This is a genomic window from Phaeobacter sp. PT47_59, assembly GCF_028890025.1.
Taxonomy (GTDB): domain Bacteria; phylum Pseudomonadota; class Alphaproteobacteria; order Rhodobacterales; family Rhodobacteraceae; genus Phycobacter.
This window is the reverse complement of sequence record NZ_JARCJL010000023.1, coordinates 38,971-64,065: the sequence shown is the minus strand read 5'-3', so window position 1 is coordinate 64,065 and position 25,095 is coordinate 38,971. Positions and strand designations below refer to the sequence as shown.

The 25,095-nt window shown below is 62.0% G+C and carries 23 protein-coding genes and 2 pseudogenes; 4 read left to right on the top strand and 21 right to left on the bottom strand.

Annotated elements, in window-relative coordinates:
• Positions 1–207 (top strand): hypothetical protein (locus PXK01_RS17525; protein WP_274861118.1); only part of this gene is annotated, 207 nt, incomplete at its 5' end.
• Between the two features lie 344 nt (positions 208–551).
• Here the strand turns inward: PXK01_RS17525 and PXK01_RS17520 are convergent.
• The 10 genes from PXK01_RS17520 to PXK01_RS17475 form a co-directional block, all read right to left on the bottom strand.
• Entirely contained in the window at positions 552–1,247 is a 696-nt protein-coding gene (locus tag PXK01_RS17520) for a hypothetical protein (RefSeq protein WP_173674657.1), read from the bottom strand.
• A 162-nt stretch (positions 1,248–1,409) separates the two neighbouring features.
• Positions 1,410–2,330: an FAD:protein FMN transferase gene (locus PXK01_RS17515; protein WP_274861116.1), complete on the bottom strand. Its 921-nt coding sequence runs from the start codon at positions 2,328–2,330 to the stop codon at positions 1,410–1,412.
• A gap of 1 nt (position 2,331) precedes the next feature.
• Positions 2,332–2,898, bottom strand: a complete 567-nt coding sequence (locus tag PXK01_RS17510; RefSeq protein ID WP_274861114.1) for a nitrous oxide reductase accessory protein NosL — start codon at positions 2,896–2,898, stop codon at positions 2,332–2,334.
• Positions 2,895–3,719, bottom strand: coding sequence for an ABC transporter permease (locus PXK01_RS17505; protein ID WP_274861111.1), 825 nt, complete (start codon positions 3,717–3,719; stop codon positions 2,895–2,897). The genes PXK01_RS17510 and PXK01_RS17505 overlap by 4 nt, the downstream gene beginning before the upstream one ends.
• Positions 3,716–4,612: an ABC transporter ATP-binding protein gene (locus PXK01_RS17500; protein WP_274861109.1), complete on the bottom strand. Its 897-nt coding sequence runs from the start codon at positions 4,610–4,612 to the stop codon at positions 3,716–3,718. Before PXK01_RS17500 ends, PXK01_RS17505 begins: the two co-directional genes overlap by 4 nt.
• Entirely contained in the window at positions 4,578–5,906 is a 1,329-nt protein-coding gene (locus tag PXK01_RS17495; protein WP_274861108.1) for a nitrous oxide reductase family maturation protein NosD, read from the bottom strand. Before PXK01_RS17495 ends, PXK01_RS17500 begins: the two co-directional genes overlap by 35 nt.
• 6 nt (positions 5,907–5,912) lie before the next feature.
• A complete protein-coding gene (nosZ, locus tag PXK01_RS17490) occupies positions 5,913–7,853 on the bottom strand; it encodes a TAT-dependent nitrous-oxide reductase (protein WP_274861107.1) in 1,941 nt (646 codons plus the stop codon).
• Between the two features lie 11 nt (positions 7,854–7,864).
• Complete coding sequence (locus PXK01_RS17485) at positions 7,865–10,066, bottom strand: NosR/NirI family protein (RefSeq protein ID WP_274861106.1); 2,202 nt, start codon at positions 10,064–10,066, stop codon at positions 7,865–7,867.
• Positions 10,067–10,685: 619 nt separating this feature from the next.
• Positions 10,686–11,219 (bottom strand): DUF2478 domain-containing protein, encoded by a 534-nt coding sequence (locus tag PXK01_RS17480; RefSeq protein ID WP_274861104.1) that lies wholly within the window; start codon positions 11,217–11,219, stop codon positions 10,686–10,688.
• A 29-nt stretch (positions 11,220–11,248) separates the two neighbouring features.
• The gene (locus PXK01_RS17475) at positions 11,249–11,644 is read right to left on the bottom strand and encodes a group III truncated hemoglobin (RefSeq protein WP_274861103.1); all 396 of its coding nucleotides are present in this window, start codon (positions 11,642–11,644) and stop codon (positions 11,249–11,251) included.
• Positions 11,645–11,791: 147 nt separating this feature from the next.
• Here PXK01_RS17475 and PXK01_RS17470 point away from each other — a divergent pair.
• Together PXK01_RS17470 and PXK01_RS17465 are read left to right on the top strand one after the other, a co-directional pair.
• Positions 11,792–12,211: pseudogene (locus PXK01_RS17470) on the top strand (Rrf2 family transcriptional regulator).
• A 32-nt stretch (positions 12,212–12,243) separates the two neighbouring features.
• Complete coding sequence (locus PXK01_RS17465; RefSeq protein ID WP_274861102.1) at positions 12,244–12,477, top strand: hexameric tyrosine-coordinated heme protein; 234 nt, start codon at positions 12,244–12,246, stop codon at positions 12,475–12,477.
• A gap of 28 nt (positions 12,478–12,505) precedes the next feature.
• Here PXK01_RS17465 and PXK01_RS17460 read toward each other — a convergent pair whose 3' ends face one another.
• Together PXK01_RS17460 and PXK01_RS17455 are read right to left on the bottom strand one after the other, a co-directional pair.
• Positions 12,506–12,775 (bottom strand): cytochrome C oxidase subunit IV family protein, encoded by a 270-nt coding sequence (locus PXK01_RS17460; RefSeq protein ID WP_274861101.1) that lies wholly within the window; start codon positions 12,773–12,775, stop codon positions 12,506–12,508.
• Positions 12,772–12,936: pseudogene (locus PXK01_RS17455) on the bottom strand (cytochrome c oxidase subunit 3); the annotation flags it as partial. The gene PXK01_RS17460 and the pseudogene PXK01_RS17455, both read right to left, overlap by 4 nt.
• 66 nt (positions 12,937–13,002) lie before the next feature.
• On the opposite strand from PXK01_RS17455, the gene PXK01_RS17450 reads away from it, so the two are divergent.
• Positions 13,003–14,349, top strand: coding sequence for an ISKra4 family transposase (locus PXK01_RS17450; RefSeq protein ID WP_274861100.1), 1,347 nt, complete (start codon positions 13,003–13,005; stop codon positions 14,347–14,349).
• A gap of 93 nt (positions 14,350–14,442) precedes the next feature.
• Here the strand turns inward: PXK01_RS17450 and PXK01_RS17445 are convergent, their stop codons facing one another.
• Genes PXK01_RS17445 through PXK01_RS17405 form a run of 9 tightly spaced genes read right to left on the bottom strand, consistent with a single transcriptional unit; the run spans position 14,443 to position 25,036 of the window.
• Positions 14,443–14,964 (bottom strand): DUF2478 domain-containing protein, encoded by a 522-nt coding sequence (locus tag PXK01_RS17445; protein WP_274861099.1) that lies wholly within the window; start codon positions 14,962–14,964, stop codon positions 14,443–14,445.
• Positions 14,965–14,976: 12 nt separating this feature from the next.
• Entirely contained in the window at positions 14,977–16,254 is a 1,278-nt protein-coding gene (locus tag PXK01_RS17440) for a molybdopterin molybdotransferase MoeA (RefSeq protein ID WP_274861098.1), read from the bottom strand.
• Positions 16,251–16,883, bottom strand: a complete 633-nt coding sequence (locus PXK01_RS17435; protein ID WP_274861096.1) for a carbonic anhydrase — start codon at positions 16,881–16,883, stop codon at positions 16,251–16,253. The genes PXK01_RS17440 and PXK01_RS17435 overlap by 4 nt, the downstream gene beginning before the upstream one ends.
• The gene (locus PXK01_RS17430) at positions 16,873–17,442 is read right to left on the bottom strand and encodes a hemerythrin domain-containing protein (RefSeq protein ID WP_274861094.1); all 570 of its coding nucleotides are present in this window, start codon (positions 17,440–17,442) and stop codon (positions 16,873–16,875) included. The genes PXK01_RS17435 and PXK01_RS17430 overlap by 11 nt, the downstream gene beginning before the upstream one ends.
• Before the next feature lie 20 nt (positions 17,443–17,462).
• Positions 17,463–18,257: a peptidylprolyl isomerase gene (locus tag PXK01_RS17425; protein WP_274861092.1), complete on the bottom strand. Its 795-nt coding sequence runs from the start codon at positions 18,255–18,257 to the stop codon at positions 17,463–17,465.
• Positions 18,258–18,262: 5 nt separating this feature from the next.
• Positions 18,263–19,030 (bottom strand): respiratory nitrate reductase subunit gamma, encoded by a 768-nt coding sequence (narI, locus tag PXK01_RS17420; RefSeq protein ID WP_274861091.1) that lies wholly within the window; start codon positions 19,028–19,030, stop codon positions 18,263–18,265.
• An 11-nt stretch (positions 19,031–19,041) separates the two neighbouring features.
• Positions 19,042–19,755 carry a nitrate reductase molybdenum cofactor assembly chaperone gene (narJ, locus tag PXK01_RS17415; protein WP_274861090.1) on the bottom strand — a complete coding sequence of 238 codons (714 nt, stop codon included), beginning with the start codon at positions 19,753–19,755 and terminating at the stop codon, positions 19,042–19,044.
• The gene (narH, locus tag PXK01_RS17410) at positions 19,755–21,281 is read right to left on the bottom strand and encodes a nitrate reductase subunit beta (RefSeq protein WP_274861089.1); all 1,527 of its coding nucleotides are present in this window, start codon (positions 21,279–21,281) and stop codon (positions 19,755–19,757) included. The genes narJ and narH overlap by 1 nt, the downstream gene beginning before the upstream one ends.
• Positions 21,278–25,036, bottom strand: a complete 3,759-nt coding sequence (locus tag PXK01_RS17405) for a nitrate reductase subunit alpha (protein WP_274861088.1) — start codon at positions 25,034–25,036, stop codon at positions 21,278–21,280. The genes narH and PXK01_RS17405 overlap by 4 nt, the downstream gene beginning before the upstream one ends.
• Positions 25,037–25,095 lie beyond the last annotated feature (59 nt).

Genomic DNA, 25,095 nt, shown 5'->3' with positions numbered 1-25,095 from the left:
ACGCTCCAAGGCGCTCGCCCCAAACTGGCCGACTTTTGCTCCGCCACAATGGCCGAATTTTACTCCGCCGTTGACACTGATGATCATTTCCTCATCGAGGACCAGTTAGCCAACATCAAAGAAGCCCGGCGCGCGGTCGTAGTGAACGCTCTGCAACCCCACGCCGCAATTCGCAGCGCCGCAGTGCAGGAAGCCAGTAAACAGTGAACGAAGATAAGGGTGAGGGCGTCGCGATCGCCAATCTGATCGGGACCGATGGGTGCAGTGTTGTTGGTTGGGTTTATCGCTGGAGGACAGGCTCACATGCGGTGATGTGGGACGTCCAAGGGCCCCAGCCGGTATCGGAAACCCGGCCGGATATAAGTGACGAACAGAAGCAAGAAATCGACTTCGATGCGCTGACGAGGATCGGAAGAAGCGACGACGGGTGAACAGAGCGAACCCGCGGTGTTTGCCTAAACGCCAAACAGCATGTGGACCGCGAAGCGTATGCGGTGCGGTCGTGCAAGCCAAAGAAGCCGTCTTCCATGACAAATCTACGTAGCGGCAGGTCAGTAGTTCACCTGCTCGAACCCGTAGTTGCCGTCATAGTCACGCCAATCGACGAAGACGGATCGGTGATAAATGCCAGGGCAATGCTCGCCCCAACGTTCAAGTCCCACATGGGCCTCGGGCAGGGCAGTTATCGAAGATCGCTGCCATGAGAAATCGCCTTGGGTCCCGTAGGTGCCGAGGACCACGGTCGCGCTTCGGTTACAATCCCCATCGCGCCCGGACTCGTGCTGTCGTGCATACCGTACATCGAAGACGCGGATGGACCGCACGAAATTGAACTCTGGCCCGCTGATATCGATGTCCGCGCGGTCCTGAACGAGCCGCAGGGCGAGGTCGGTGGGAACGAGATTATCTACTGGCAAGGATTGAAGCGGTCGACGGCTGTCGGTTCGGTACAAGGCTTCAAAGATGCCGCCAGCGTTGTTTTGTAACCGATCGTTCTCGTAGGAGGCGCCCATGGGACAGCGCCAGATTTGCAGCGGTGGTTCGACCGGCCAAGGTGTAATCCGCCGGATAAATTCGGCGCGGGCTCGGGCGCAAGGGACGGAAGCAGGCCAGCCGCCAGACAGGCACAAGAGGATCGCGCAATCGATCGGGTATGTCTGCGCGCGGGCGGGTATTGGCAGCGAAGAACCTGTCACGGTCAAAGCGACTGCGACCGAGGGGAGGAGCTTCTTGAGTAAATGGCGCATGCTGTGGAGCCTCCGTGATAGGAGTTCAGCATACATACAATAATATACTATCGCAACGCTAAGTATAAAGTCGCATAATGAAGTTTATGTTAATAAATAGGTACAGTCTTTTCTCTCAGCCAAAGAGATTAGTCAGAAAATCAGTGAGCATTACTGCGCGGATCAAACCGCGATGATCGCCTCGAGCTTGGTTCCATTAAACGCGGTCAGACAGTTTTCAATGTCCGATTGATCTCGGTACAAGCAAGCCGCTGTCGACAAGGCGTCCGCCAATCCCGCTGATGGCGCCGAGATTGAGATCTCGCGCCATAGCGGTCGCACGGGTACGCCGGTCTTCGGGTCAAGGATGTGGCTTTCACCGTTTTTGCCTTCTCCAAACGTTGTTCCTTTGGGTGCAGAGGTGGCGAGTGCGCGTGTCTTTAAAGGCACCTGACCGCCAGCGGCCAATTGCACGGGCCAAGCGTCTCCTTCTGGTTCCCCTCCCAAGGCGCGGAACTCGCCCGTGTCGATCAAAACGTTATCGAGCCCCCCGTCGGCTAGGAGATCAGCAATACGATCCGCAATGAGGCCTTGTGCGATGCCGTTGAGCGTCAGAGCCATACCGGGCTTGAGCGTGATCCGATCGGGTGCAAATTGTACTTTGTTCCAGCCGATCACATTGCGCGCCGCTGCCAAATCGCTCGTTTCAGGTGCACGCCCTTCGATTGCAGAATCCGCGTAGACACGCCAGAGCGGCTGGATCGTTGGATCAAACCGACTTTCGGTCGCGTCATGTACTCGGCCGGCCAGCGACAAGCACTGTAACAACTCGAACGGCGGGACCTCTAGAGAACCCTGCCGATTTAGCCGCGAAAGCGCGCTATCGGGGCGAAATAGGCTGAATACGTCTTCCAGACGGTCGATCTCGGCCGCGACGCGGGCCGCGATAGCCGCGGCGTCGGGATGGGCCAGCCGCAGCGTTGCGCGCGCGCCGAGCGCCCGGCCCTGCCATGTATGCATATCCGCCCGCGCCATCGCGGAAGCGGGAAAGGTGGTCGCGGCGGCGAGGATAGTCAGCATCCGGCGTCGGGATATCATGGTCATCTCAGTCTCCCATCTTGTCGGACAGCGCGCGGAGGCGGTCCTGAAACGCGCTGCCGTCAGTGTCGTGAACCAGCTCCACCGGCGCCAACACCGCCGTGTCGGGAATCTCGTCGAGCGTCATCACCGCGCCGCCATGGGTCGCGGCAAAGTCCTGCGCCGCGACGGGGTCGGAGAAAGGCACCAGTTCTGGCGCGCCCATGCCGCCGACGACATCCGCGCCCACCACAAAGATCGCCTGTTCCGCGTCGATCCAGTTGTTTGCTCCGGGCGCGTCCCAGCTTGCGCCAGCGGCCCCCATGTCATTGACCCAGACGGCGACAACCTCGTGGCTTTGTTCGGGCATCCGCAGATAGGCCACGACATCGCGCACCTGACTGAAGAACAGCGGCGCGCCGGGAAGCCCGCCCAGATGCGCCTGAGCCTTGGGTCCGTCATGTTCGAGCAGGTTCATCTGGCAGTAATGCCCGACGGCCTCGGCGTTCAGCGGCAAAGGCGTTGTGTCCTGCGCCACGTCTTCCTTGCAGGCCGCAAGGGCCAGGCAAAGCAGGACAGGTGAAAAGCGTTTCATGCGTCCACCTTTCTGAAGGTCAGCGCGGCCAAGGCCAACGCGAAGAAGGGCCAGGTCACCACCGAGCCGAGCGATTGCCATTGCGGGATCGTTCCTGCCGCACCTGCAACTCCGGAAGCCGCGGCGCTGGCCTCTGCGGCGCTGAGATTGAACAGTCGGAACGCGTCAGCCGGATTGGCAAGGAGTGCGACAGGGAAGACCTGCGTGGTAAAGACCCCACCGTTATCGGCGACGACCGCCGCGAGCAGCCCCAGGTCGTAGAGCACGACAAGGCCTAACCAGACGCCGATGGCCAGTCCGGCGGCTCCCGAGGCGCGGCGCGACATGGCCGACACCGCGTAGCCGATGCCCAAGAACGTCGCGCCAAGCAGGACGGACGTCCATGTCAACCGCCAGAGCGCGCCAACCCCAGCGACCGCCTCGGGGTCTGTACTGATGGCGATCAGGGCGGCAGATCCGTAACCCGCAACCAGCGCAACGATCAGGATGGCCACTTGGGCCAGCAGCTTTCCAGCCAGCACTTCCCACCGCGCCACCGGGTAGGTCAAGAGCAGAGGAAGCGTTCCACGCTCGACCTCGCCCGCAATTGCGTCGAAGGACATGAGCAAGGTGACCAAAGGCACCAGATAGACCGAGAGCGAGGTGAGCGACGCCACGACCACCGACAGTTTGTCTGCACCAACCGCCCCGGTGGGAGCCGACCCGGCGGCGGAGAGCACCAGCGAGAAGACCACCATCAGCAGCACCGCGATCAGCACCCAACGGTTGCGCCGGGCGATGTTCGCCTCGATCCGGGCGGTGGCGAGGATGCGCGCGATCATTGGCCGTCCCTCCGGCTGAAATGGCTGTAGATGTCTTCGAGACTGGGCGGGATCACCTCAAGATCAGCGACCTTGCCGCGCATCTCGGAAATCCGCGCCAGCGTGGCCAGCTTGTCGTCCTGAGCGCAGGTCAGGTGCAGGCCTTTTTGGGTCTGGATCGCATTTGGGAACGCTTCCATCAGTTCGGACGCGTAGTCGTTCATCGCTGTCATATGCAGCGCCACCGGCAGCGCCGCCTTGCTACGCAGATCGGAGAGCGAGCCTTCGGCCACCATGCGACCGCCAGACAGGATGAAAAGCCGGTCGGTGCGCGCCTCCACTTCGGTGAGCGCATGGCTCGACAGCAGGATGGCGGCACCTTCGGCGGCAAGCCCGTCGAGCAGTTCGTAGAAATCGCGCCGCGACACCGGGTCGAGCCCGCTGGTCGGCTCATCGAGCACCAGTAGGCGCGGACGTCCGATCAGCGCCTGCGCAAGGCCTACGCGCTGCCGCATGCCCTTGGAATAGGTGCCGATCCGGCGCGTCGCGGCATCGCCCAGACCGACCCGGCCCAGCAGGTCGCGCGCGCCCTTGGGATCGACGCCGCGAAGGCGCATATAGAAGGTGATCTGCTCCAACCCGGTCAGCGCCGAATGAAAGGCTGCGTTCTCGGGCAGGTAGGCCACGCGCTCGCGCGCCTCAGCCTCGCCGGGCGTCGCCCCGCAAACGGTGATGTCACCGCTGTCGGGCGCAATCAAGCCGAGGATGATCTTCATCATCGTCGACTTGCCCGCCCCGTTATGGCCCAGCAGCGCCACCCGTTCTCCGGGGGCGACCGAGAGCGAGACATCGGACAGGGCGTGCACCCCGCCGAAGCGCTTAGTGAGACGAGAGATCGTTAACGTCGAAATCATCCATATCGCTTTCATCGCGGCGGGCGGCGGCCTCTGCCTCCATCGCCGTATATTCGTCGGGCACCACGATCTGCGGTGCGTTCATCAGGGGGGCGCTGTCAACAACGCCTCCGGGCAGTGTCGCCGGGAAGCTGGATTGCGCCCAGCGGATCAGTTGCACGGCGGGCGCTCCGGTGAGCAGCCGTGCCGCAGGTTGCGACCACAGGATGTGGTCCATCAGGTCGTTGGGCCGGAACGGGCTGTCGGCGATGCCGTCGCCACCAAGGTCGAAACCGGGATGGTCGGACCAGTAATTGCCACGGCCCTCGAAACTCCATTCGATATCGCGGGTGCCTACATATTTCACCTGCTCGCGGTTACCGATGAAGGCGTTGCCGGTCAGCACGTTGCGTTCGGAACCGGCGGTGAAGTGAATGCCGATCTCGCAGCCCTCGAAACGGTTGTTGTAGATCAGGTTCTTGTGTGCGTTGTAGATAAAGGTGCAGCGGTTCGCGCCGCCGCGCACGAGGTTGCCCGACACCTCGGCATTGTTGGCGTAGTTGAGCATCACGCCATGGCTGATGTCAGACAGGCTCAGGTTGTCCTTCACGATGATGTTGTTCGAAAACATGATCGCGTAGCCCAACCCGTTGCCGATGGACACGTTGCCCGACACTTCGGAATCGTTGGTATACATGTAATGCACGGCAAAGCGCAGGTCGCGGAAAAGGTTGTTGCGATAGGTGCCGGTGCGCGACGCATTGGAAAAGATGCCATCGCGGCCCCAGCGCACCGAATTGCCCTCGACCAGCGTGCCGGGAGAGTTCCAAACATAGATGCCGTTGCCCCGGTCGTTGACGCGGGCCTGCTGCGTGCCCTCGATGGTGTTGCGCAGCACCTGCGCGTCGCGCCCGCCATGCACATCCACGCCGTGCAGGTTGCCGATCACCCGGTTGTCCGCGACCACGGCGCGATCCGCGCCCTTGAGGATCTTAACCCCCGCATCGAGGGCCTCGCTGTCCATGCCCGACCCGGTCACGGTCAGCCCCCGCAGCGTCACATCCGGCGCGTCGATGGTGACGACAGTGCCCTGCCCCATGCCGTCGATCACCGCCGTCTGCGGCCCGGTCACGGTCAAGGGGCGGTCGATGGTGATGGCACCTTCGTAGCGTCCTTCGGAAAGCATCAGCACATCGCCGGGTTGGGCCCCGGCGATGGCTTTGGCAAGCGTGCCCTGTCCCGCCGTCACGGCGATCTCGGCCGCCCAAAGGGGCAGCGCGACAAGCAGCGTCAGCACAAGGGTCAGGGCACGCATGATGGCTCAGCTCGCCCGCGGTTCGACGAACATCCGGCCGCGCATCTCCATGTGGAGCGCGTGGCAGAACCACTGGCAATAGTACCAGTAGACACCCGGCTGCGCCGCGGTGAAGGTCACAGACGAGGTTGCCTGTGGCCCGACTTCCATCGCGAGACCGTGGTTGCCGAGGGTGAAGCCGTGGGTCAGGTCGTCGATGTCATCGAGGTTGGTGACATAGACGGTCACTTCATCCCCCTGCTGAACAGTGAACGTCTCGAGTGAGAAGTTCGGCGCCTGGCTCGACATATAGACACGCACCTTGTTGCCGTCGCGGATCACCGTGTCCTGCCACTCGTCGAGATCGACACCGTCGGCTTCGGCCTGATTGCGGGCGTCCTGCCACATCGGATCATTCCGATCCCAGACCGATTTCGGGCTGACCTTGGACGGATCGACGATGATCGAGTCGTGCGGCTCGGCAAAGGTCGGGCCGTCATGGATCAGCGTCAGGTCGTCCCCGTCGATCGCGAACAACTGTTCGTTTTCCGGCTTGAGCGGCCCGACATTGAGGAACCGGTCCTTGGAAAACTTGTTCATCGTCAGGTAGTATTTGTCGGTCGCGTCAAGCGTTTCGCCCATCACGGTCGAGTTGTGGCCGGGCTGGTAATGCACGTCCTTCTTGACGATGATCGGATCCACGTCTGCACCGTTATATAGTTCGATCGCCTTCTCGATGTTCCACTTCACCACCTGGCTGTCGAGGAAGAGCGTCGTATAGGCGTTGCCCTTCCCATCGTAGCAGGTGTGAAGCGGCCCGAGACCGAGTTCCGGTTCGGCCACCACGACGCTGCGCGGATCGGCGTCTTCGTTGAACACCGCGTCGAGCTTGCGCACGTCGATCACGGACACGGTCGGCGACAGCTTGCCCGCTACGCAGAGGTGAACCTTGTCGGGCGCCATGTTGATGCCGTGCGGGTTGTTCGGGATCGGGATGTAACGCGTGTACTTGTTGTTCTGCCCCTTGCGCCCGTCCAGCACCTTGACGCCGTTCAGTTCCTGGTAATCCCCCGCCTCGATGCCTTTCTCGATCTCGGCGATGTTAAACACGACCACGTGGTCCATGTCCTTCTCGGTCATCTCGGGCAGGGTCATCCCCATTTCCGAGTTGTACGATGTCGAGAAGGCGTATTTGCCGTCGTAATCGCAATCGGTGTTGTCGAGGTTGCCCGTCACCATCACCTGCCATGCGACCGTCATTTCGTCGGCATTGATGGCGGTGTAGAAGTTCACGTACTTGTCGGGCTCATCGAGGATCTGCCCGTCATTGACCATCGGCACTTCATCCTCGCCGTTGGCGAATACGTAGTTGGTGCGCGGCCATTTCTGCGGACGCAGGCCGTGGATCGCCTTGGCGTTCGGGATTTCGATGATCTTGTCGCATTTCATCACGTCGCAACGCACGCGAGCGACGCGGGTGTTGGCCTTGTCGTTCATGAACAGATAGCGCCCGTCATAGGTGCCTTCGGTGAAGGACATATGCGGGTGGTGCAAATCGCCGTTGGGCGGGAATTCATGACCGTTGGCAGCCAGATAGGCCTTGGTCTTTTCGGTAAGGCCTTCAGTCAGGATCTTCTTGGATTCATTGGTGATGCCCCAACCGGTGGCCGAGCAGATGTTGAACACCGGCACGCGCATCAATTCACGCATCGACGGGATGCCCAGAATGCGCATCTCGCCGCACTGGCCCGAGGACCAGAAGCCGTAATATTCGTCAAGCTGGCCTGGGGCCACTTCGGCACCGGTTGCGGCGCGTGCGCTTGTCGTGCCGACAACGGTGGCCGCACCGACCGCGGCGGTTCCCGTCAGCATCGCGCGCGAGCCGAACGCTCCGGCAAGTGCCGCGCCCCCGGCCGTGGCGCCCAGAAGGCCCCGGCGTGTAATTGGCAGTTTCTTTCCCTCAGACATAAAATATCCTTTCAGGTTGCAGGGTGAGTCTTGGGTTGGTTCGGATGCCCGGAGATGTCGCGGCTCAGATCGGGAGCGGCCCCGACCTTGGCGCGCCGCTTGATCTTCTTGATGACGACCGGGCATTGGGCTGTGGACTGGTACAGCACTTGGCAGTGCAGGCAGTTGATGCATTCGTTCGGATTGATCTCACCCGTGGGGTGGATCGCCTGAACCGGGCATTGGTGCGCGCAGGTCTGACACGGGTTGCCGCACTCGTGATACCGCTTGAGCCAGTCGAACATGCGCAACCGCGCCGGGATCGCCAAGGCTGCGCCCAGCGGGCACAGGTAGCGGCAGAAGAACCGTTCCACGAACAGCCCGGCGATCAGCAGCGCTGCGGCATAGGCAACGAAGGGCCAGGCGCGAACGAAGTTCAGGATGATCGCAGTCTTGAACGGTTCGACCTCGGCCAGCTTTTCCGCCTGTTCGATACTCATCAGCGACACGCCGAAAAGACCTAGGAAAATCATATACTTCACCGGCCAGAGCCGTTCATTGAGCCCCCAGGGCAAGGTCCATTGCGGGATGCGTAGCGCGCGGGCGATCTGGTTGAGTAATTCCTGTAACGCGCCGAACGGGCATAGCCAGCCGCAATAAGCGCCCCGCCCCCAGAACAGCAGTGCAGCCGCGACCGAGAACCAAAGAATGAAGGTCAGCGGATCGAGAAGAAACGCCTGCCAGCTAAACCCTTCTGTCAGCGAGTTGAACAGCGCGATGAGGTTCACGACGGACAGCTGCGCATTGGCGTACCAGCCCAGGTACACAAGGACCACCGTAAGGAAACTCATGCGAAACCAGAAGAACACGCGTTCATTGCGAGTCGCGATGTTCTGGAAGAAGAATACAGCCGTCAGCAGAATCAGCATCACGCCGAGGACGATTATCTCCGTGGTCTTGTCCGCCCAGATGCGTTTCCAGAGCGCCTGATGTGCCTGGCTCTCCGATTGGGTCGTTACGTTGGTCACAGACGCGGGAACCTCGGGCGCAGTGGGTGGTGCGATCGAGCGGAGGTATTGGTCCGGCAATCGGTAGCCCAGATCGAAGGTGGTGAAGATCTTTTCGATGGCCCCGACTTCGCGCTGGACCAGCAGCTGGATGCGGAAGGGTTCGGTTGGATCAAAGCCACTGTCGGCGGGGATCTTGAACAGGTCCGCCTCGTTGAATTGCGGCGCGCCCTCGGCGGCAATGCCGTTGATCCGCTGGTGCATCCGGTCGCGGAAGCGCACCGAGATGTCGTCTTGAATGAGCACGATCCGGTCAAAGATGCCGCCGCGCACATAGCCCGACCCCTTGAAGGAATAAAGCCCGCGCCCGAAAATCGCGACCGCATGGTCGCCCTCGTCCAGCCACTCCTGAAGATTGGCGGCGCGCGCCTCGCCCAGGAGTGCCTCGGCAATCGCGGGGTGCGAAATCAATGTGGCGTGCATCTCGATGAAGGTGGTCTCGGGCGCTTCGGTCAGCGCACGGTCTTCGGCGCGTGGATCATCCATCGCTGCGAAGGCCGCATTGACCTGACCCACATCTAGCGACAGCCGCCGCAGCGTGCCGTCACCTTCGAGTGTCATCCAGTCATCTGCCGCCGCAGCGTCCGGGTCAATCTCGAAACGCGGTCCGGTTTCGACCTCCACGGCAAGCCCGCCAAGCCCCAGCTGGCGTGCAACTTTCAGACCGGCACGGATGATGGAATCGTCGATGACCATGATCGTGACGGTCGCGCCCGAGATGATGTCGAGCTCGTGCGACGTGCCGCCGGATTCGGCCTCCGCCACAAGATCAAGACCACGATAGTTCGCCACCAGCGCCTTGACCTTGGCGTCCGGGATCCCGATCAGGACAATCGGTTCGTAGTGTTTGACAAGTTGGACACCGATCACCTGTGCCGCGTCATCAACGGCGACCATCGTGTGGATCGGTTTGCCGGAATAGCCTGTTGTCGAGACGAAATCCGACGTGATGAAGGCCCAGCCGATCTGCTCCTGATCGCGGAGTACCTGAACAACGGGAAGGTCATCATGTACGCGACCGAATCCTGTCGCTCCTTCGACCACATCTCCGGCGGCAATATTCGGCAGGAGACGGGATAGTTCGGATTGTGCCTGCGCGAACTGCGCGAAAAGCGACGTACCAAGGCACAAGAGCGATACCCAGAGAAGGGAACGAAGTAAGGTCATGAGCGGATTTCCATTTGGTCAATCTGCCCAATCTGCGCGGCCGGGGGGGGGGGGCGCGCGGATCGGCAAACAGGTATTCGCTTCGTGAGATCAAGGCGTCCGTCGCCTCAGGTGCGAGGGTCTGTTTCAGAAACAGGACCGTTACGTCCGGGACGATGCCCGGCAGGGCCGGATCGTCGGCAATGATACAACAAGCGTGCGTTTGGCCGCAGCCTTGATTTGGTGTGACCGGCTGGCCATCTCGCCCAAGGCGTACAACCTGAACCACGCCATCGAGACAAAGCTCGACCATCATCGTGTCCGACGCAGCCACGCCGCGCGATGTCGGGCCAGTTAGCACGAGCGCGAGCGACAGGAATGCCAGTGCAAAAATGGAGGCTACGGATTTCATAGACCGACACATATTCGATCTCAACTGTGCGGAGTTTGATGCAGCGCAAATAGAAACATCATAGACCTACTTTCTGACGCAAGGTCAGTTCAGAACCTCGTGCCGGGACGGCTCTGCATGCGCGGAAATGAGCGTAGCAACGACCAAGTCGCGGCAATGCAAATTTCACCTCGACGATTTCAAGCGCCCAAAAACGGATGAGAGGTCTATTTCGAGCACCCCGGCGCATCACGCTGCACCCTCGATCACAGTCGACCGATCAAGAACCTTGCGGCACCACCCCAGAGTCGCGGGTTCGTTCGGGTGCAGCCGTGTCGCCATGCCGTCCGCAAAGGTCTCGAAGGCGGCGCGATGTGCCTCTGATAGCCCTAACAGAACCGGCACGTCCCGAGCAAGTGCGTCAGCAATGAAGGTGCGAAAGCCACGTCCCTCGACCTCGCTAAGGCCAAATTTGTTCAGTATGACAAGGTCGGCCCCGTTCGTCGTCAGTCGCGCAGTCGTCAAGCCAACCGCCTCCTCCAGCGCCCCGGCATCCATCCGGCAGGCAGATGAGCCTGCGCCCAAATCCTGTGTGATCCGCACCATCGGACCTTCCGGCAAAAGCCAGAGCGTGCTGCCGCAATGACCGACGGGATGGTCCGGATCGCTTGCGCGCACGGTCCCCAGCAGCCTGACCCCATCCTGCACCAATCGGGCAACGACCGAGGACAGCAGCCTGTCCGTTTCACCGGGTTTGGTCCCGGTCAGAGTTGCAAGGTTCATGGGGCAGCCTCGAGTCTGGTCTGTGGTTTTTAGCGCAGAACGGGAACAGCATGGGGGCAGACGCTTTGCGCGTCCTTGACCGCCATGTTCAACGACCGTGCAATGCGTTCGGCCCGGGTGATGACGTGGGCGGCGCCCTCGGGCGTGCAAACTTCGTGCGCCGTTTCGCGAAACAGTGACAGCCAACGGTCGAAATGCGCCGCCGAGACCGGCAAGGTGGTGTGCGCAGGCACCGGTGCGCCATGATACCGTCCGGTCATCAGCGCGACCGAGGACCAGAAGTCGACCATTCGATCCAGATGCGGGCCCCAATCGTCGATCCGGTCCGCAAAGATGGGGCCGAGAACTGCATCGCGCCGGACCTTACCGTAAAACCCGTGCACAAGGACTTGCAGCATGTCTTCGTCGAGCCCAGTTTCGGCCATGACCGCCCGCGTCATTCTTGGTCGCGCGGAGGACACCTTTGGGTGGTTTGTTGGATCATGATACATCGGCCGTCCCTTTTTCGTTGCTTTCGACCGTACGCGCGCTAATGCGCATTGTAAATGCCAATTCAAAAGCGAGATTGCCGCATGCGCCTGACGTCATTTACCGATTACGGACTGCGTATGTTGATGCGGATGGCCAGCGCGCCTGAGCGGGCGTTTTCCACGGCGGATCTTGCCGACGAATTCGGCTTGTCGCGCAATCATCTGAGCAAGATCATGCAGCGGCTGGCCAGTGCCGGAATTGTCGAAACGCGACGCGGCGGTGGTGGCGGTGCGCGTCTGGCGCGGCCCGCGTCAGAGCTTCAGCTGGGTCAGGTGGTGTCCGTACTGTAGGCGGACCAACCAATCGTCGAATGCTTTGGCCCCGGAAAGTCCCAATGCACACTCGAAAAGCAGTGTCGCCTGAAAGCCCGGCTGCGGTCTGCCGAAAACGCCTTTATTGCCGATCTCGATCGCTCCACGCTGGCGGATATCGCCTTGTCAGAACCCCAGAGCGCCGCCTGATCCTCTCACCCACGAACCGCAAAGGACCTGTCATGACATCCTGGCTCCCCACCCTGATCACTGCCAACCCCGAAGAGGGCTATGATCTTGCGGTCAAACTGTCCCGGATCGCGATCAAGCTGACGCAACCCGATGCCGAGATACGGGACAAGCTGCGCCCTGAATATGCGGAGGATGCCGGTGCTCTGATCGCCGTCAGCCAGGTCGTCGCGACGCATTTCGCGACGATTTCCGCAGCCAACAATTACTGGCGCGACGCGTCCTGAATCGGCGCCTGACCGGTTCCCGCTCATGTCAAAGCACAAGCGGGGCCAGATACAACCCCAACATCAATAGGCAAAGCCCGGTCAGGCCCATGTCGAACCCGCGCCGCCACTGCGGAGCCTGTTGCAATCCCAGATATTGCGCAAGGATGATCCGGGCCTTCTGCCACGCAAGCGCCATCGCGGCCATACCCGCCAAGACCGGCCATTGCCCCCAGACTCCTGAAGCCGACAGGGCGGTCGAGCCGAGGCTGAGCGCAATCAGCAATACCCAAGCGATATGAAGCGAACGGCGTTTCATTGCAGAAGATAGATCACGGGAAAAAGCAGCACCCAGACCAGATCGACCATGTGCCAGAACGCCGTCGCGTCCTCGATATTGTCGACATGATCGCGCCAGGCGACGAGCAACAACAAAACGATTCCCGCCTCGACATGCGCTGCATGGAAACCGGTCAGCATGGGGAGTGGGCAAAACCTGGTGGTTGACGTGGTAGGGTAAGGTTTCGGAACAAGGCGGGACCCACCATGGATGTAAGCATTTTTGTCGAGACGACTTTTGGCGATGGAGAAACCAAGAGGCGCAATATCGGTCGACTTCGCCGTGCGCCGGATGAGTTTGGTTTCGATAATGTGGGCCTTCTCCTCGACGACGCAAAGACCTTGTTGAGACGCTTGCAGGAAGCGATTGTGCAAGATCAGGTCGGTGAAGCAATAGAGGCTCGCCGGAAATGCGATGGCTGTGGCAAACACCGCGCGATCCATGATGATCGAGGCTGTATTCTCGACACTCTTTTCGGGCGAATTCGGGTGAAGTGGCCAAGGCTTCGACGCTGCTTGTGCCAACCGGCTGGGATCGCGAAAGCTGGACCGCAATCACCACTTTCCGGACTGTTCTCTGACCGTGCGACTCCCGAGCTTCGGCGCCTGCAGGCTGAATTGGGGGCCAGGCACTCGTTTCGGGAAGCCGCTCGATTGATCGGGATGTTCCTGCCCTGTTCGGCTCAGTCGAACACGACCGTTCGAAATCGCTTGGGTCGCATTGCCGACGAGTTGGGCCACGACGACGCAAGCCAAGGAGACGCGGATACAATCGCACGGCCCGCCCCACTGACCGTTTTCCTGGATGGTGCGCATATACGATGTCGGCCGGAGTACCAGAAACGCCACCTCGATGTCGTGGTCGGCAAGGTTGAAAGCCCCAATATGAGCCGGCGGTTTGGCCTCGTGCAGCAAGCCGCCAGTGCTCCTGCAAAGCAGCTTCGACATGACCTGATTGCGCAGGGCTGGGATGGTCAGAGCAAAGTAACCGTGATCTCAGATGGCGAACCTGCACTGCCGAATTTGGTGAGGCGTGCCGTTCGAGGTCCAGTCACCCATATACTGGACTGGTGGCATATCTCGATGCGGGTCAAGCACATCGAAAATGCGGTGCGGGGGCTTTTGCAATCGAAGGACTTTTCAGGGTTGCCGCTCCTCTTCGAGCGACCTGCCGATACATTGCGTTGGTACCTTTGGCACGGCAAAGTGATGACCGCCGCGACAATCCTAAAAGTTCTTCAGATCGATTGCGATCGCCTGAATGCCGAAACCCAAGACTTGCGAGAAGCGGCAAAGCGCGTCAAAGCCCGGTGCCAGGACCTCTATTCCTACCTTGCGAACAACCTCGACGCGCTTCCGGATTACGGCCATCGACACCGAACTGGCCTCGCTGTTTCATCGTCCCGAGCAGAGGGCTGTGTTGATGACATCGGCAACACCCGCATGGGCAAACGTCGGCGCATGAGATGGTCACCACGGGGCGCGCATCGCGTTGCTGTTACGCGGGCTGCTGTCCTTGACGGCAGGCTAGGTGTCTCAAAGCGGGCCGCTTGACCACCACGTTTTGCCCACTCCCATGCCCTGTTCCAGTGACCGCCGGCCTTCATCTCCGACAAACGAAAAGCAATTTTCGGCGATCGGTCGAAATCAGACCAGTTCGTTCGCCGATGCTGTCACCTCGTTCACCCAAGCCATCAGCGCCGCGGGATCAGACGGCAGCCGAAGTGCCAGCCCCTCCGCGAAGCTTTCGAAGGCCGGTCGGTTGAGCGTGTTGAGCCCCACCAGAACCGGGATATCCATTGCCAGCGCCTCGGCGATCACGTCGCGGAACCCCCGCCCCTCCGCCTCGTGCTTTCCGAACTTGTTGACGATCAGCAGGTCCGCGCCCGAGAACAGGCTGACCTTGACCAGCCCGACCGCCGTTTCCAGCGCGGCCGGGTCGAGGCGGCACCCCCGCGCCTGCGACCCGAGGTCCTGGCTGATGCGCAGAACGGGACCATCGGGCAGCACCCGCACATCCATGTCGCAGGGGCCGGCATCGGCGCGCTCGCTGTTGATCTGGACGGTGCCGCAGCATCTGAGGCCCCGGGCTGAGAGGTCGGCTGCCAGCCGTTCAAGCACCAGATCCGTATCGCCACGTCCTGGCGCCATCGTGTAGGCAAGTTTCATATCAGCGCTCCTTCAGGATTGGCAGAAAGGTTGGAATTCGACCAGCGCGCCGGCTGGCAAACATTCGGCGTCGGCGGGCAAAAACATCAATCCGTCTGCTCGTGAGAGCAGCCCGACACGGGCCGAATGTGTGGCATCCTCGAAACTGACGACCTCGCGGCCATGGGCATCGAAACCGGCCAGCGTGGCGGGTCGGAGTTCGCAGCGCCCGGGCTTGCGGCGGATCGGGCCTGCGGTCACGACATGCCGCCGGGTCGGGGCGAGTCCCTCGCCGCTTAGGGCACGGACCAACGCCAGTCCGAAGACCTGCCATGTGACGAAGGCCGACACCGGGTTGCCGGGCAATCCAAGCCAGTGCGCCTTGCCGATGCGCCCGACCGACACCGGCTTGCCCGGTTTGATCGCGACGCCGCTGAACAGGGTTTCGCCGCCCAATGCTATGAAGGCCGGCTTCACATGATCTTCTTCGCCCACCGAGATACCGCCCGTGGTGATGACCAGATCGGCCCGCGCCGCCATGTCGCCCAATTGACGGACAAGGCCGGCAAGGTTGTCGGCACCATGATCCGAGGCAATGATGTCGACATCCGCAGCTGAAAGGCTTGCCGTCAGCATCGGTGTGTTGACGTCCCAGATCTGGGCGGCGTCGCGCGCGCCACCAGCGCGGCGCACCTCGTCGCCGGTGACCAGAAGTGCCACGCGCAGCCTGCGCCGAACGCGCAGGATGCCTGCACCGGCCGCGGCACAGGCGGCGATTTCCCTCGGGCCGAGCCTTTGCCCCTTGTCGAGGACGGTCGCGCCGCTGGCCATGTCACTGCCGGCACGGCGGATGTTCAAACCCGATTCAGGTCGGCGCGACAGATGAATGACGTCCCCGTCACGCTGAACTTCCTCCTGCATCACGACCGCGTCCGCCCCATCCGGGATTGGTGCGCCAGTAAAGATCCGTGCCGCCACGGCTCCGGCAACCGGTGTCGTCATCGCCTGCCCGGCAGGCACGCGCGCAACGACCGGCAGCACCCAGGGTCCGGCGCCAGTCAGGGCCGATGTCTCGATCGCATAGCCATCCATCGCCGCATTGTCGAAAGCCGGTGCCATGGACCGAGACCGGACCGGCTGGGCAAGAATGCGGCCAAAGGCGTGGTCGAGCGACAAGGCGTCGGTACGGCCGACCGGGGCCACATGCCCTGCAATCCGGGCGAGGGCCTCGTCGATGCCGATCAGCGCGTGAAGCTTGTCCTGACTGTCACAGCCGCAGCCCGGTGACGTGATGGCTTGATGGATGGTCATTGTGCTGCCTCCTCGGCGGAATGGGTAGGCTGGAAATGCCCGGGCCCGATGCTGCAATCGAGATCTCTCAGGCGCCCGTCCTTCAGCCCGTAAATCAGGCCGTGCACGCGGACATCGGCTCCGCGGCGCCATGCCCTCTGCAGGATCGGCGTCTCGCAGACGCGCCGAACGCCTTCGACGACGTTCAGTTCGGCCAGCCGGTCACGTTGTCCTTCGAGGTCGGCTTCGCGCCCCAGATCGACCGCGTAAGCGCGGGCCAGACGCCGGATCGGTTCGAGCCAGTGATCAGCCAAACCGTGCGGCAGATCCTCGGTCGCGGCCTTGACCCCGCCGCAGCCATAGTGGCCGCAAACGATGATCTCGCGCACATGCAAGGCATCGACCGCGAACTCCAGCGCCGAGAGCAGGTTCATGTCCGAGGAGTGAACGATGTTGGCGACGTTGCGATGGACGAACACTTCGCCCGGATCGAGCCCCGCAACCACGTTGGCCGGAACCCGGCTGTCCGAACAGCCGATCCAGAAGAACTCGGGCGCCTGAAGGGCGGCAAGGCGGGTGAAATAGCCAGGCTCCTCGTCATGACGTTGTTTCGACCACGCCTCGTTGCGCGCCAGGAGGTCATTCAGCATCGGTCGTCTCCGCAAAATCTGGCAGCCCGCGTCTTGACCGCATGTGTTTCGACAGGTTCCGCAGATCGGCCCGGGTCAACCGGACCCGGGCAATCGGCAAGAGGATTGCGTTCTCGGCCACCAGGTGGCGGCGCACGTGCCCCGCAAACCTGGACAATACCCCGCGCTCCTTAACCGACAGAGCGCCCTCCCTATCGAGGCAACCGGCCAGCATCGCACGCACCTGCGGCATCAGACGCATCGCCTCATCCTGATCGGCCCTGATCCGGTCGATCACGCCCTCGATCGCATCCTCCGCAGTGCAACGTCGGGCAAGAAGCGGGAACAGGTCGTCCATCTCGTCGCGCAGGTGGACATTCAGTTCCTCGTTCAGAAAGCGCAGCACCGTTGTCACTTCCTGGCGATTGCGAACGTCCGCCGTTGCAAGCCGGTCGATCATTGCGCAAAGCTGACGCTCGCGCAGGTGGTCTTCGCTGATGAAATCCAGAGGATTTGCAAGCAGGCCCAGGCTCGTCGGCTTCTCACCGCTCCCTCGCAGCAGAGGCTCTGACGGTTGCATGACACGTCCTTTCGCGTGGTTCAGATCGGCGCAAGACTTGCGCCAGTGATGCTCGACCGGTCGGCGAGGCTTTCCACGAACGCCCTCGACGCATCGGCCCAGGCGGCTTTTTCCAGCGCCTGCGCGATCTTGGGGCGAACGGTTTCATAGGGCAGAACCTGCCCAGGCGCCGTCGCGTTCAGGCGGATGATGTGCCAGCCGTGCCGCGACAGGACGGGTGCGGGCGTGATGCCTTCATCGGTCAGAGTGCGCAGCGCCGCCTCGAACTCGGGCACGGTGTCGCCCGGACCAAGCTGACCCAGATGACCGCCCGAGGCTTTTGAGCCGCAATCGCTTTCACGGGCTGCAGCGGCGAACCCCTTGGCGTCACCATCAAGCCGCGCCAGCAGGGCAACGGCCCGTGCCTCGGCCAGCCCACGCTCAGCCTCGTCGCGCGGATCGCAGGCACATAGGATGTGCGATACATCCCAGAGCGGTGCCGAACGATATCGGGCAGGGTCCTTCTCCCATTCCGCATGCACGGCATCTTCGCCGACGGGCGCGATCACGAGCGCCTCGTCCAGCAGGGCGCGGATCAGGGCTTCGTCCTCGGTCTCGAACCGCCCGGGTGCCAGCTCGAGCGGGTCGGCCGTCAACGCCCGTCGCTTCGCCTCTTGCAGCAGCAGTGCGCGGATGGCCAATGCTTGCGCGGCCTTGCGCCAGGCGATGCCCGGCTTTTCCTTGGGAGCTTCGTGGTTCTGGGCCTCGGCGGCGATTGCCGCCGAGGGGATGGTTTCGCCGTTCACGACGACATCGGGAAAGAGAGTCACATTCATCTGACTCACTCCGCTGGCGTCGTGGCGGTGGGACCGCGCTTGGCTTGCACCTTGTCATAGGCGCGGCGGCGTTCTTCGAGCGGGCGATGCCGCCGCGAACGGACAAGCTGATAGCCTGCCCGCAAGAACAGGTAACGCAGCGGAGCGAAGATGCCTGAAGCGATATGGACCAGCCTTGTAAACGGGAAGACCAAAAAGATCGTCAGCCCTAGGAACAGGTGCAGCTTGAAGATCAGCGCCACATCCTCGATTTGCGCCGCAGCGCCGGACCTGAAGGTGAAAATTCCTTGAGCCCAGGACATGAACTTAGTCATTTCGTGACCATCGAGATGCTGGAGCGATACGAACACCGTCCCCAAACCGAGCACCAGTTGTGCCAGCAGCAGCGCTAGAATGGCGATGTCGGCAAAGCTGGACGTTTTGCGAATGCGCGGATCAGTCCAGCGGCGGTGCATGAGCATCCCACCGCCCACGAGGGCCATCACGCCAGCGATACCGCCAGCGATCACGGCCAAAAGCTGCTTTGCCCCGTGGCTGATGCCTATGGCATCGAAGACCGCGATCGGGGTTAGCAGGCCGACGAGATGTCCGACAAAGATCACCAAGACACCGACATGAAACAGGATCGAACCGATGATCAACTGCTTACGTCGCAGCATCTGGCTCGACGAAGTCTTCCAGGTGAAGGGATCACGTTCGTAGCGCACGATCGATCCGATTAGAAGAACGGACAGAGCGATATAGGGATAGATGCCGAAAAGAAAGTTGTGCATGTCTGCCTCCATTATTCGGTCACGGGCCGCGCATCCATTGCGCGGAGGCTCGGTTTGTCCATCGCCGCGAGCATGTCGCGGACTTGCGGGCAACCCGCATTGGGATCGGGGCCGAAAGTGACTTCCGTTTCCTCCCAGACAGCGTCGAGCGCCGCGAGGTCGGTCGGATCATCATCCGGCTGGGCCAGCATGTCGGCCACCGCTTCGGCGTCGGCCTGCATGTCGGCGAGCTGGGAAAGAGCGGCGAACGCGGCGGCATATCCGCTGTCGCGCCGGACGAGCCGGACAGCGAGAGCATCGAGGATATGCGCCGCGTCCGCCAAGGTTTCCTGCACTTCTGCGAAGGGACGCGTCGACAGGAATTCCAGCAGCACCGGCAGGTGGTCCGGCAGTTCCGAGGTGGTAGGTTCAAACCCGCCCTCCCGGTAGGTTTCGATCAGACTGACCATCGCGCCGCCCCGGTCTCGGCTTTCGCCATGAACGTGCTCGAATAGATTGAGCGACAGCGTCCGCGAGCGGTCGAAGAGCATCACATAACTCTCCTGCAGATCGTAGAGGTCAGCGTCTGCGAAGCCATCGGTCAACGAGCGCAGCGCGGCGCGTGTATCGGTGGCGATGCGGGGATCGGAACCAAGAATGGCCCCGATCTCGGGCATCGCCTCCTGAAGTTCTCGTGAGGGATAGCTCAGGATCAGCGACAGGGCTTTCAGGGAACGGTCCAGCATCAGAAGGTCTCCTGCGGAAGGGCGAATTTTTTCTTCTTGCCGCCGAAGAGCGTCGTCTTGCCCGCTTCGCCGGTGGAACAGCCGTTGCCGTCGGTGAAGCCGCAGCCGCCGCGGATGTCGGCGCCATGCTCGTTCTGTTCGCGGTGCGCCGTGGGGATCGCGAAACGGTCCTCGTAGTCGGCGATGGCCATGATCTTGTACATGTCCTCGATCACCCGGCCCGACATGCCGACACGAGCGGCGATCGCCTCGTCCCGCACGCCCTCCACGCTGAGCGCCCGCATGTAGAGCCGCATCGCGGACATGCGTTCGAGGGCGTGAACGATGGGTTCCTCGTCCCCCGCCGTCAGCATGTTCGCGAGGTATTTGACGGGGATGCGCAGGGACCGCACGTCGGGCATCTGGTCGCTCATCGCGATCTGTCCGGCCTGGGCCGCGTTCTGGATCGGGCTGAGCGGCGGGATGTACCAGACCATCGGCAACGTCCGGTATTCGGGATGCAGCGGGAAGGCGACCTTCCAGTCCATCGCCATCTTCCAGACCGGGCTGACCTTGGCCGCCTCGATCCAGTCCTCCGGCACGCCGTCGCGGCGCGCGGCGGCAATCACCTCGGGGTCGTTCGGATCGAGGAACACATCCAGTTGCGCGCCGTAGAGATCGGTCTCGCGCTCGGCACTGGCCGCAGCTTCGATCTTGTCCGCGTCATAGAGGATCACACCCAGGTAACGGATGCGTCCGACACAAGTTTCCGAGCAGACCGTCGGCTGGCCAGATTCAATGCGCGGATAGCAGAAGGTGCATTTCTCGGATTTGCCGGTATCCCAGTTGTAATAGACCTTCTTGTAGGGGCAGCCCGAGATGCACATCCGCCAGCCGCGACACTTCTCCTGGTCGATCAGGACGATGCCGTCCTCCTCGCGCTTGTAGATGGCACCCGAGGGACAGGACGCCGAGCAGGTCGGGTTGAGGCAGTGCTCGCAGAGCCGAGGCAGATACATCATGAAGGTATTTTCATACTCTCCATAGATGTCTTTCTGCACCTGGTCGAAGTTGTAATCCTGCGACCGCTTCGAGAATTCACCGCCGAGGATTTCCTCCCAGTTCGGACCCTTCTCGATCTTCTCGATCCGTTCGCCTGTGATCTTGGACCGGGGCCGCGCGGTGGGAAACGCCTGCATGTCGGGCGCAGATTTCAGGTGGTCATAGTCGAAATCGAACGGCTCGTAGTAGTCGTCGATCTCGGGCATGGACGGGTTGGCGAAGATGTTCGCCAGGATCCGCCATTTGCTGCCCTGCTTGGGATGCAGTTTGCCCGAGGCTGAGCGCACCCAGCCGCCGTTCCAGCGCTTCTGGTTCTCCCAGTCCGTCGGATAGCCGGTGCCGGGCTTGGTCTCGACGTTGTTGAACCAAGCGTATTCGACACCTTCGCGCGTCGTCCACACGTTCTTACAGGTGACCGAGCAGGTGTGACACCCGATGCATTTGTCGAGGTTCAGGACCTTGCCGATTTGCGCACGAACTCTCATTCCGCTGCCTCCACGTTCTGGGTTGCGGACCGGCTTGCGGGTTTGTCGAGCCAGTCGATCTTCTTCATTTTCCGCACGATCACGAACTCGTCGCGGTTGCTGCCCACGGTGCCGTAGTAGTTGAAGCCGTAGGACAGCTGCGCATAGCCGCCGATCATGTGCGTGGGTTTCAATGTGGCGCGGGTCACCGAGTTGTGGATGCCGCCGCGATTGCCGGTCTTTTCCGAACCGGGCGTGTTCACGATCTTTTCCTGCGCGTGGTACATGAACAGCGTCCCCTGCCTGATCCGCTGGGACACCACCACCCGCGCGGTCAGCGCGCCGTTGGTGTTGTAGGCTTCGACCCAATCGTTATCGACAAGGCCCGCCTTTGCCGCGTCCACCTCGGACATCCAGACCACCGGCCCGCCCCGGTTCAGCGTCAGCATCAAGAGGTTGTCGGTATAGGTGCTGTGGATGCCCCACTTCTGGTGCGGCGTGATGAAGTTCAGCACGACATGCGGGCTGCCCTCGGCCGCGTCGTTGTTGACGGCCTTGGTGATGGTCTTGAGGTCCACCGGCGGACGATAGCTGACGAACCCCTCGCCGAAGGCCCGCATCCAGTCGTGATCCTGATAGAGTTGCTGGCGGCCCGTCAGGGTGCGCCACGGGATCAGCTCGTGGACGTTGGTGTAGCCGGCGTTGTAGCAGACCTCCTCACTTTCGATGCCCGACCATGTGGGCGACGAGATGATCTTGCGCGGTTGCGCGGCGATATCGCGGAAGCGGATCTTGGTGTGATGCGCCCCTTCGGCCAGATGGGCGTGGTGCTGCCCCGTGGGCTTCTCCAGCTCCTCCCAGGCCTTCACGGCCACCTCGCCGTTGGTTTCCGGGGCGAGCATCAAGATCATCTCGGCCGCGTCGATGGCGGTTTCCAGCTTGGGCTGCCCCTTGGACACGCCTTCGTCCAGCACGACCCCGTTCAGGTCGCGCAGATGCTTGACCTCGACCTTGGTGTCCCAGGTAATCCCCTTGCCGCCGTTTCCGAGTTTCTCCAGCAGCGGACCGACCGAGGTGAACTTTTTGTAGAGGTTGGGATAATCCCGCTCGACCGCGATGTAGTTCGGTGCGGTCTTGCCGGGGATCAGGTCGCATTCGCCCTTCTTCCAGTCCTTCACATGAGCCTGCGCCAGTTCGGCGGCCGTGTCATGCAGAAGCGGCAGCTGGACAATGTCGGTTTCCACACCCAGCACCTCGGGCGCGACTTCGCTGAATTTCTTCGCGATGGCCTTGAAGATCTCCCAGTCCGATTTCGACTCGTAGGCCGGGTCCACCGCCGCCTGCAGCGGGTGGATGAACGGGTGCATGTCCGAGGTGTTGAGATCGTCCTTTTCGTACCAGCTGGCCGTGGGTAGGACGATGTCGGAATACACGGCCGTCGTGGACATGCGGAAGTCGATGCACACGAGCAGGTCGAGCTTGCCCTTCGGCGCCTCGTCATGCCAGACGGCCTCCTTCGGCATCACGCCGCCTTCCTCGCCCAGATCCTTGCCCATCACCCCGTGGTCGGTGCCCAAGAGGTGCTTGAGGAAATACTCATGCCCTTTGCCGGACGACCCGAGCAGGTTCGAGCGCCAGACGAACAGGTTGCGCGGCCAGTTTTCCGGCGCGTCGGGGTCCTGACAGGACATTTCCAGATCGCCCGATTTCAGCTGTTCGGCGACGTAGTCCTTGATCTCTTTGCCGGCCTTCTTTGCGGCTTTGGAGACTTCCAGCGGGTTGGTTTTCAACTGTGGAGCCGAGGGCAGCCAGCCCATCCGTTCCGCGCGAATGTTGTAGTCGATCAGGGAGATGTCCCAGTCGCCTTCGGGTGCCGTGGGCGACAGGATTTCACCGGCGCGTAGGGTCTCGTAGCGCCATTGGTCTGTATGGGCATACCAGCAGGAGGTCGAATTCATGTGGCGCGGCGGGCGGTTCCAGTCCAGCGCGAAGGCCAGAGGCTGCCAGCCGGTTTGCGGGCGGAGTTTTTCCTGCCCCACGTAATGTGACCAGCCGCCACCTTCCTGGCCGATGCAGCCGCACATCACCAGCATGTTGATGATGCCACGGTAGTTCATGTCCATGTGATACCAGTGGTTCAGACCGGCCCCGAGGATGACCATGGATTTGCCATGAGTCTTTTCGGCGTTGCCCGCGAATTCCCGCGCGACCGCGATGATCTTCTCCCGCTCGACGCCGGTGATCTTTTCGGCCCAAGCGGGGGTGTAGGGGCTGTCGTCGTTGAAATCCTTCGACACCCAGTCACCGCCAAGGCCGCGGTCTAGCCCGTAGTTGGCGCAGAACAGGTCGAACACCGTGGCAACCAGCGCTTCGGATCCGTCGGCCAGTTTCACGCGCCGCGCCGGAATGTTCCGGGTCAACACCTCGGGGTGATCGCATTTCACGAAGTCGCCCGTGGCCGCACCGCCGAAGTAAGGGAAGTCGACGCCGACGACCTCGTCGTGGTCGCCATCCATGATCTGGCTCAGGCGCAGCTTGGCCTCTGCCCCTTTTGCCCGCTCTTCGAGGTTCCACTTGCCTTCTTCACCCCAACGGAAGCCGATTGACCCATTGGGTGCCACGATCTGGCCAGACGTCTCGTCATAGGCGACGGTCTTCCAGTCGGGATTGTTGGTCTCGCCCAGCTTGCCGTCGAAATCATCGGCCCGCAGCATCCGGCCCGGCACGAGGTGCCCGTCCTTTTCGTCGAGCCGAACAAGCATCGGCATGTCCGTGTACTTGCGGGCGTAGTCCGCGAAATACTCGGCCTGCCGGTCGAGGTGGAATTCGCGCAGGATCACATGGCCCATGGCCATCGCCAGCGCCGCGTCGGTGCCGGCCTGCGGGTTCAGCCAGATGTCACCGAACTTGGCCGCCTCGGAATAGTCGGGGCTGACCACGGCGGATTTGGTGCCGCGATAGCGGACCTCGGTGTAGAAATGCGCGTCGGGCGTGCGCGTCTGCGGCACGTTCGAACCCCAGAGCATTAGGAAGCCAGCGTTGTACCAGTCGGCCGACTCCGGCACGTCGGTCTGTTCGCCCCAGGTCTGGGGGGAAGCCGGCGGCAAGTCGCAGTACCAGTCGTAGAACGACATGCAGGTGCCGCCCAGAAGGGACAGATAGCGCGAGCCCGCAGCATAGCTGACCATCGACATGGCCGGGATCGGCGAGAAACCGAAGACGCGGTCGGGCCCGTAGGTCTTCGCGGTATAGGCGTTGGCAGCGGCGATGATCTCGGTCGCTTCGTCCCAGCTTGCCCGCACGAAGCCGCCCTTGCCGCGGGTCTTGTTGATCGCGTTGCGCAGGGCGGGATCGCCCTGGATCGCGGCCCAGGCGGCCACCGGCGTCATGGTCTCGCGCATCTTTCGCCACGCCCGCATCAGCGCGCCACGGATCAGCGGGTTCTTCACGCGGTTGGCGGAATAGAGATACCAGCTGTAGGAGGCACCGCGCGCGCAACCGCGCGGTTCGTGGTTGGGCAGGCCCGCGCGGGTGCGCGGATAATCGGTCTGCTGGGTTTCCCAGGTGACGATGCCGGACTTGACGTAGATCTTCCACGAACACGACCCGGTGCAGTTCACCCCATGGGTCGAGCGGACGATCTTGTCGTGCCGCCAGCGGTTCCGGTAGGTGTCCTCCCAGTCGCGGTTCTCGCGGGTGGTCTGACCCCAACCGTCGGAGAATTGCTCCAGTTCCTTGCTCTGGAAGAAGTTCAGTTTGTCGAGCAGATGGCTCATGTCTTTTTTCTCCTGTGACTACCCGGATGCGCGGAGAAGCCGCGTACCCGATGGCTTTA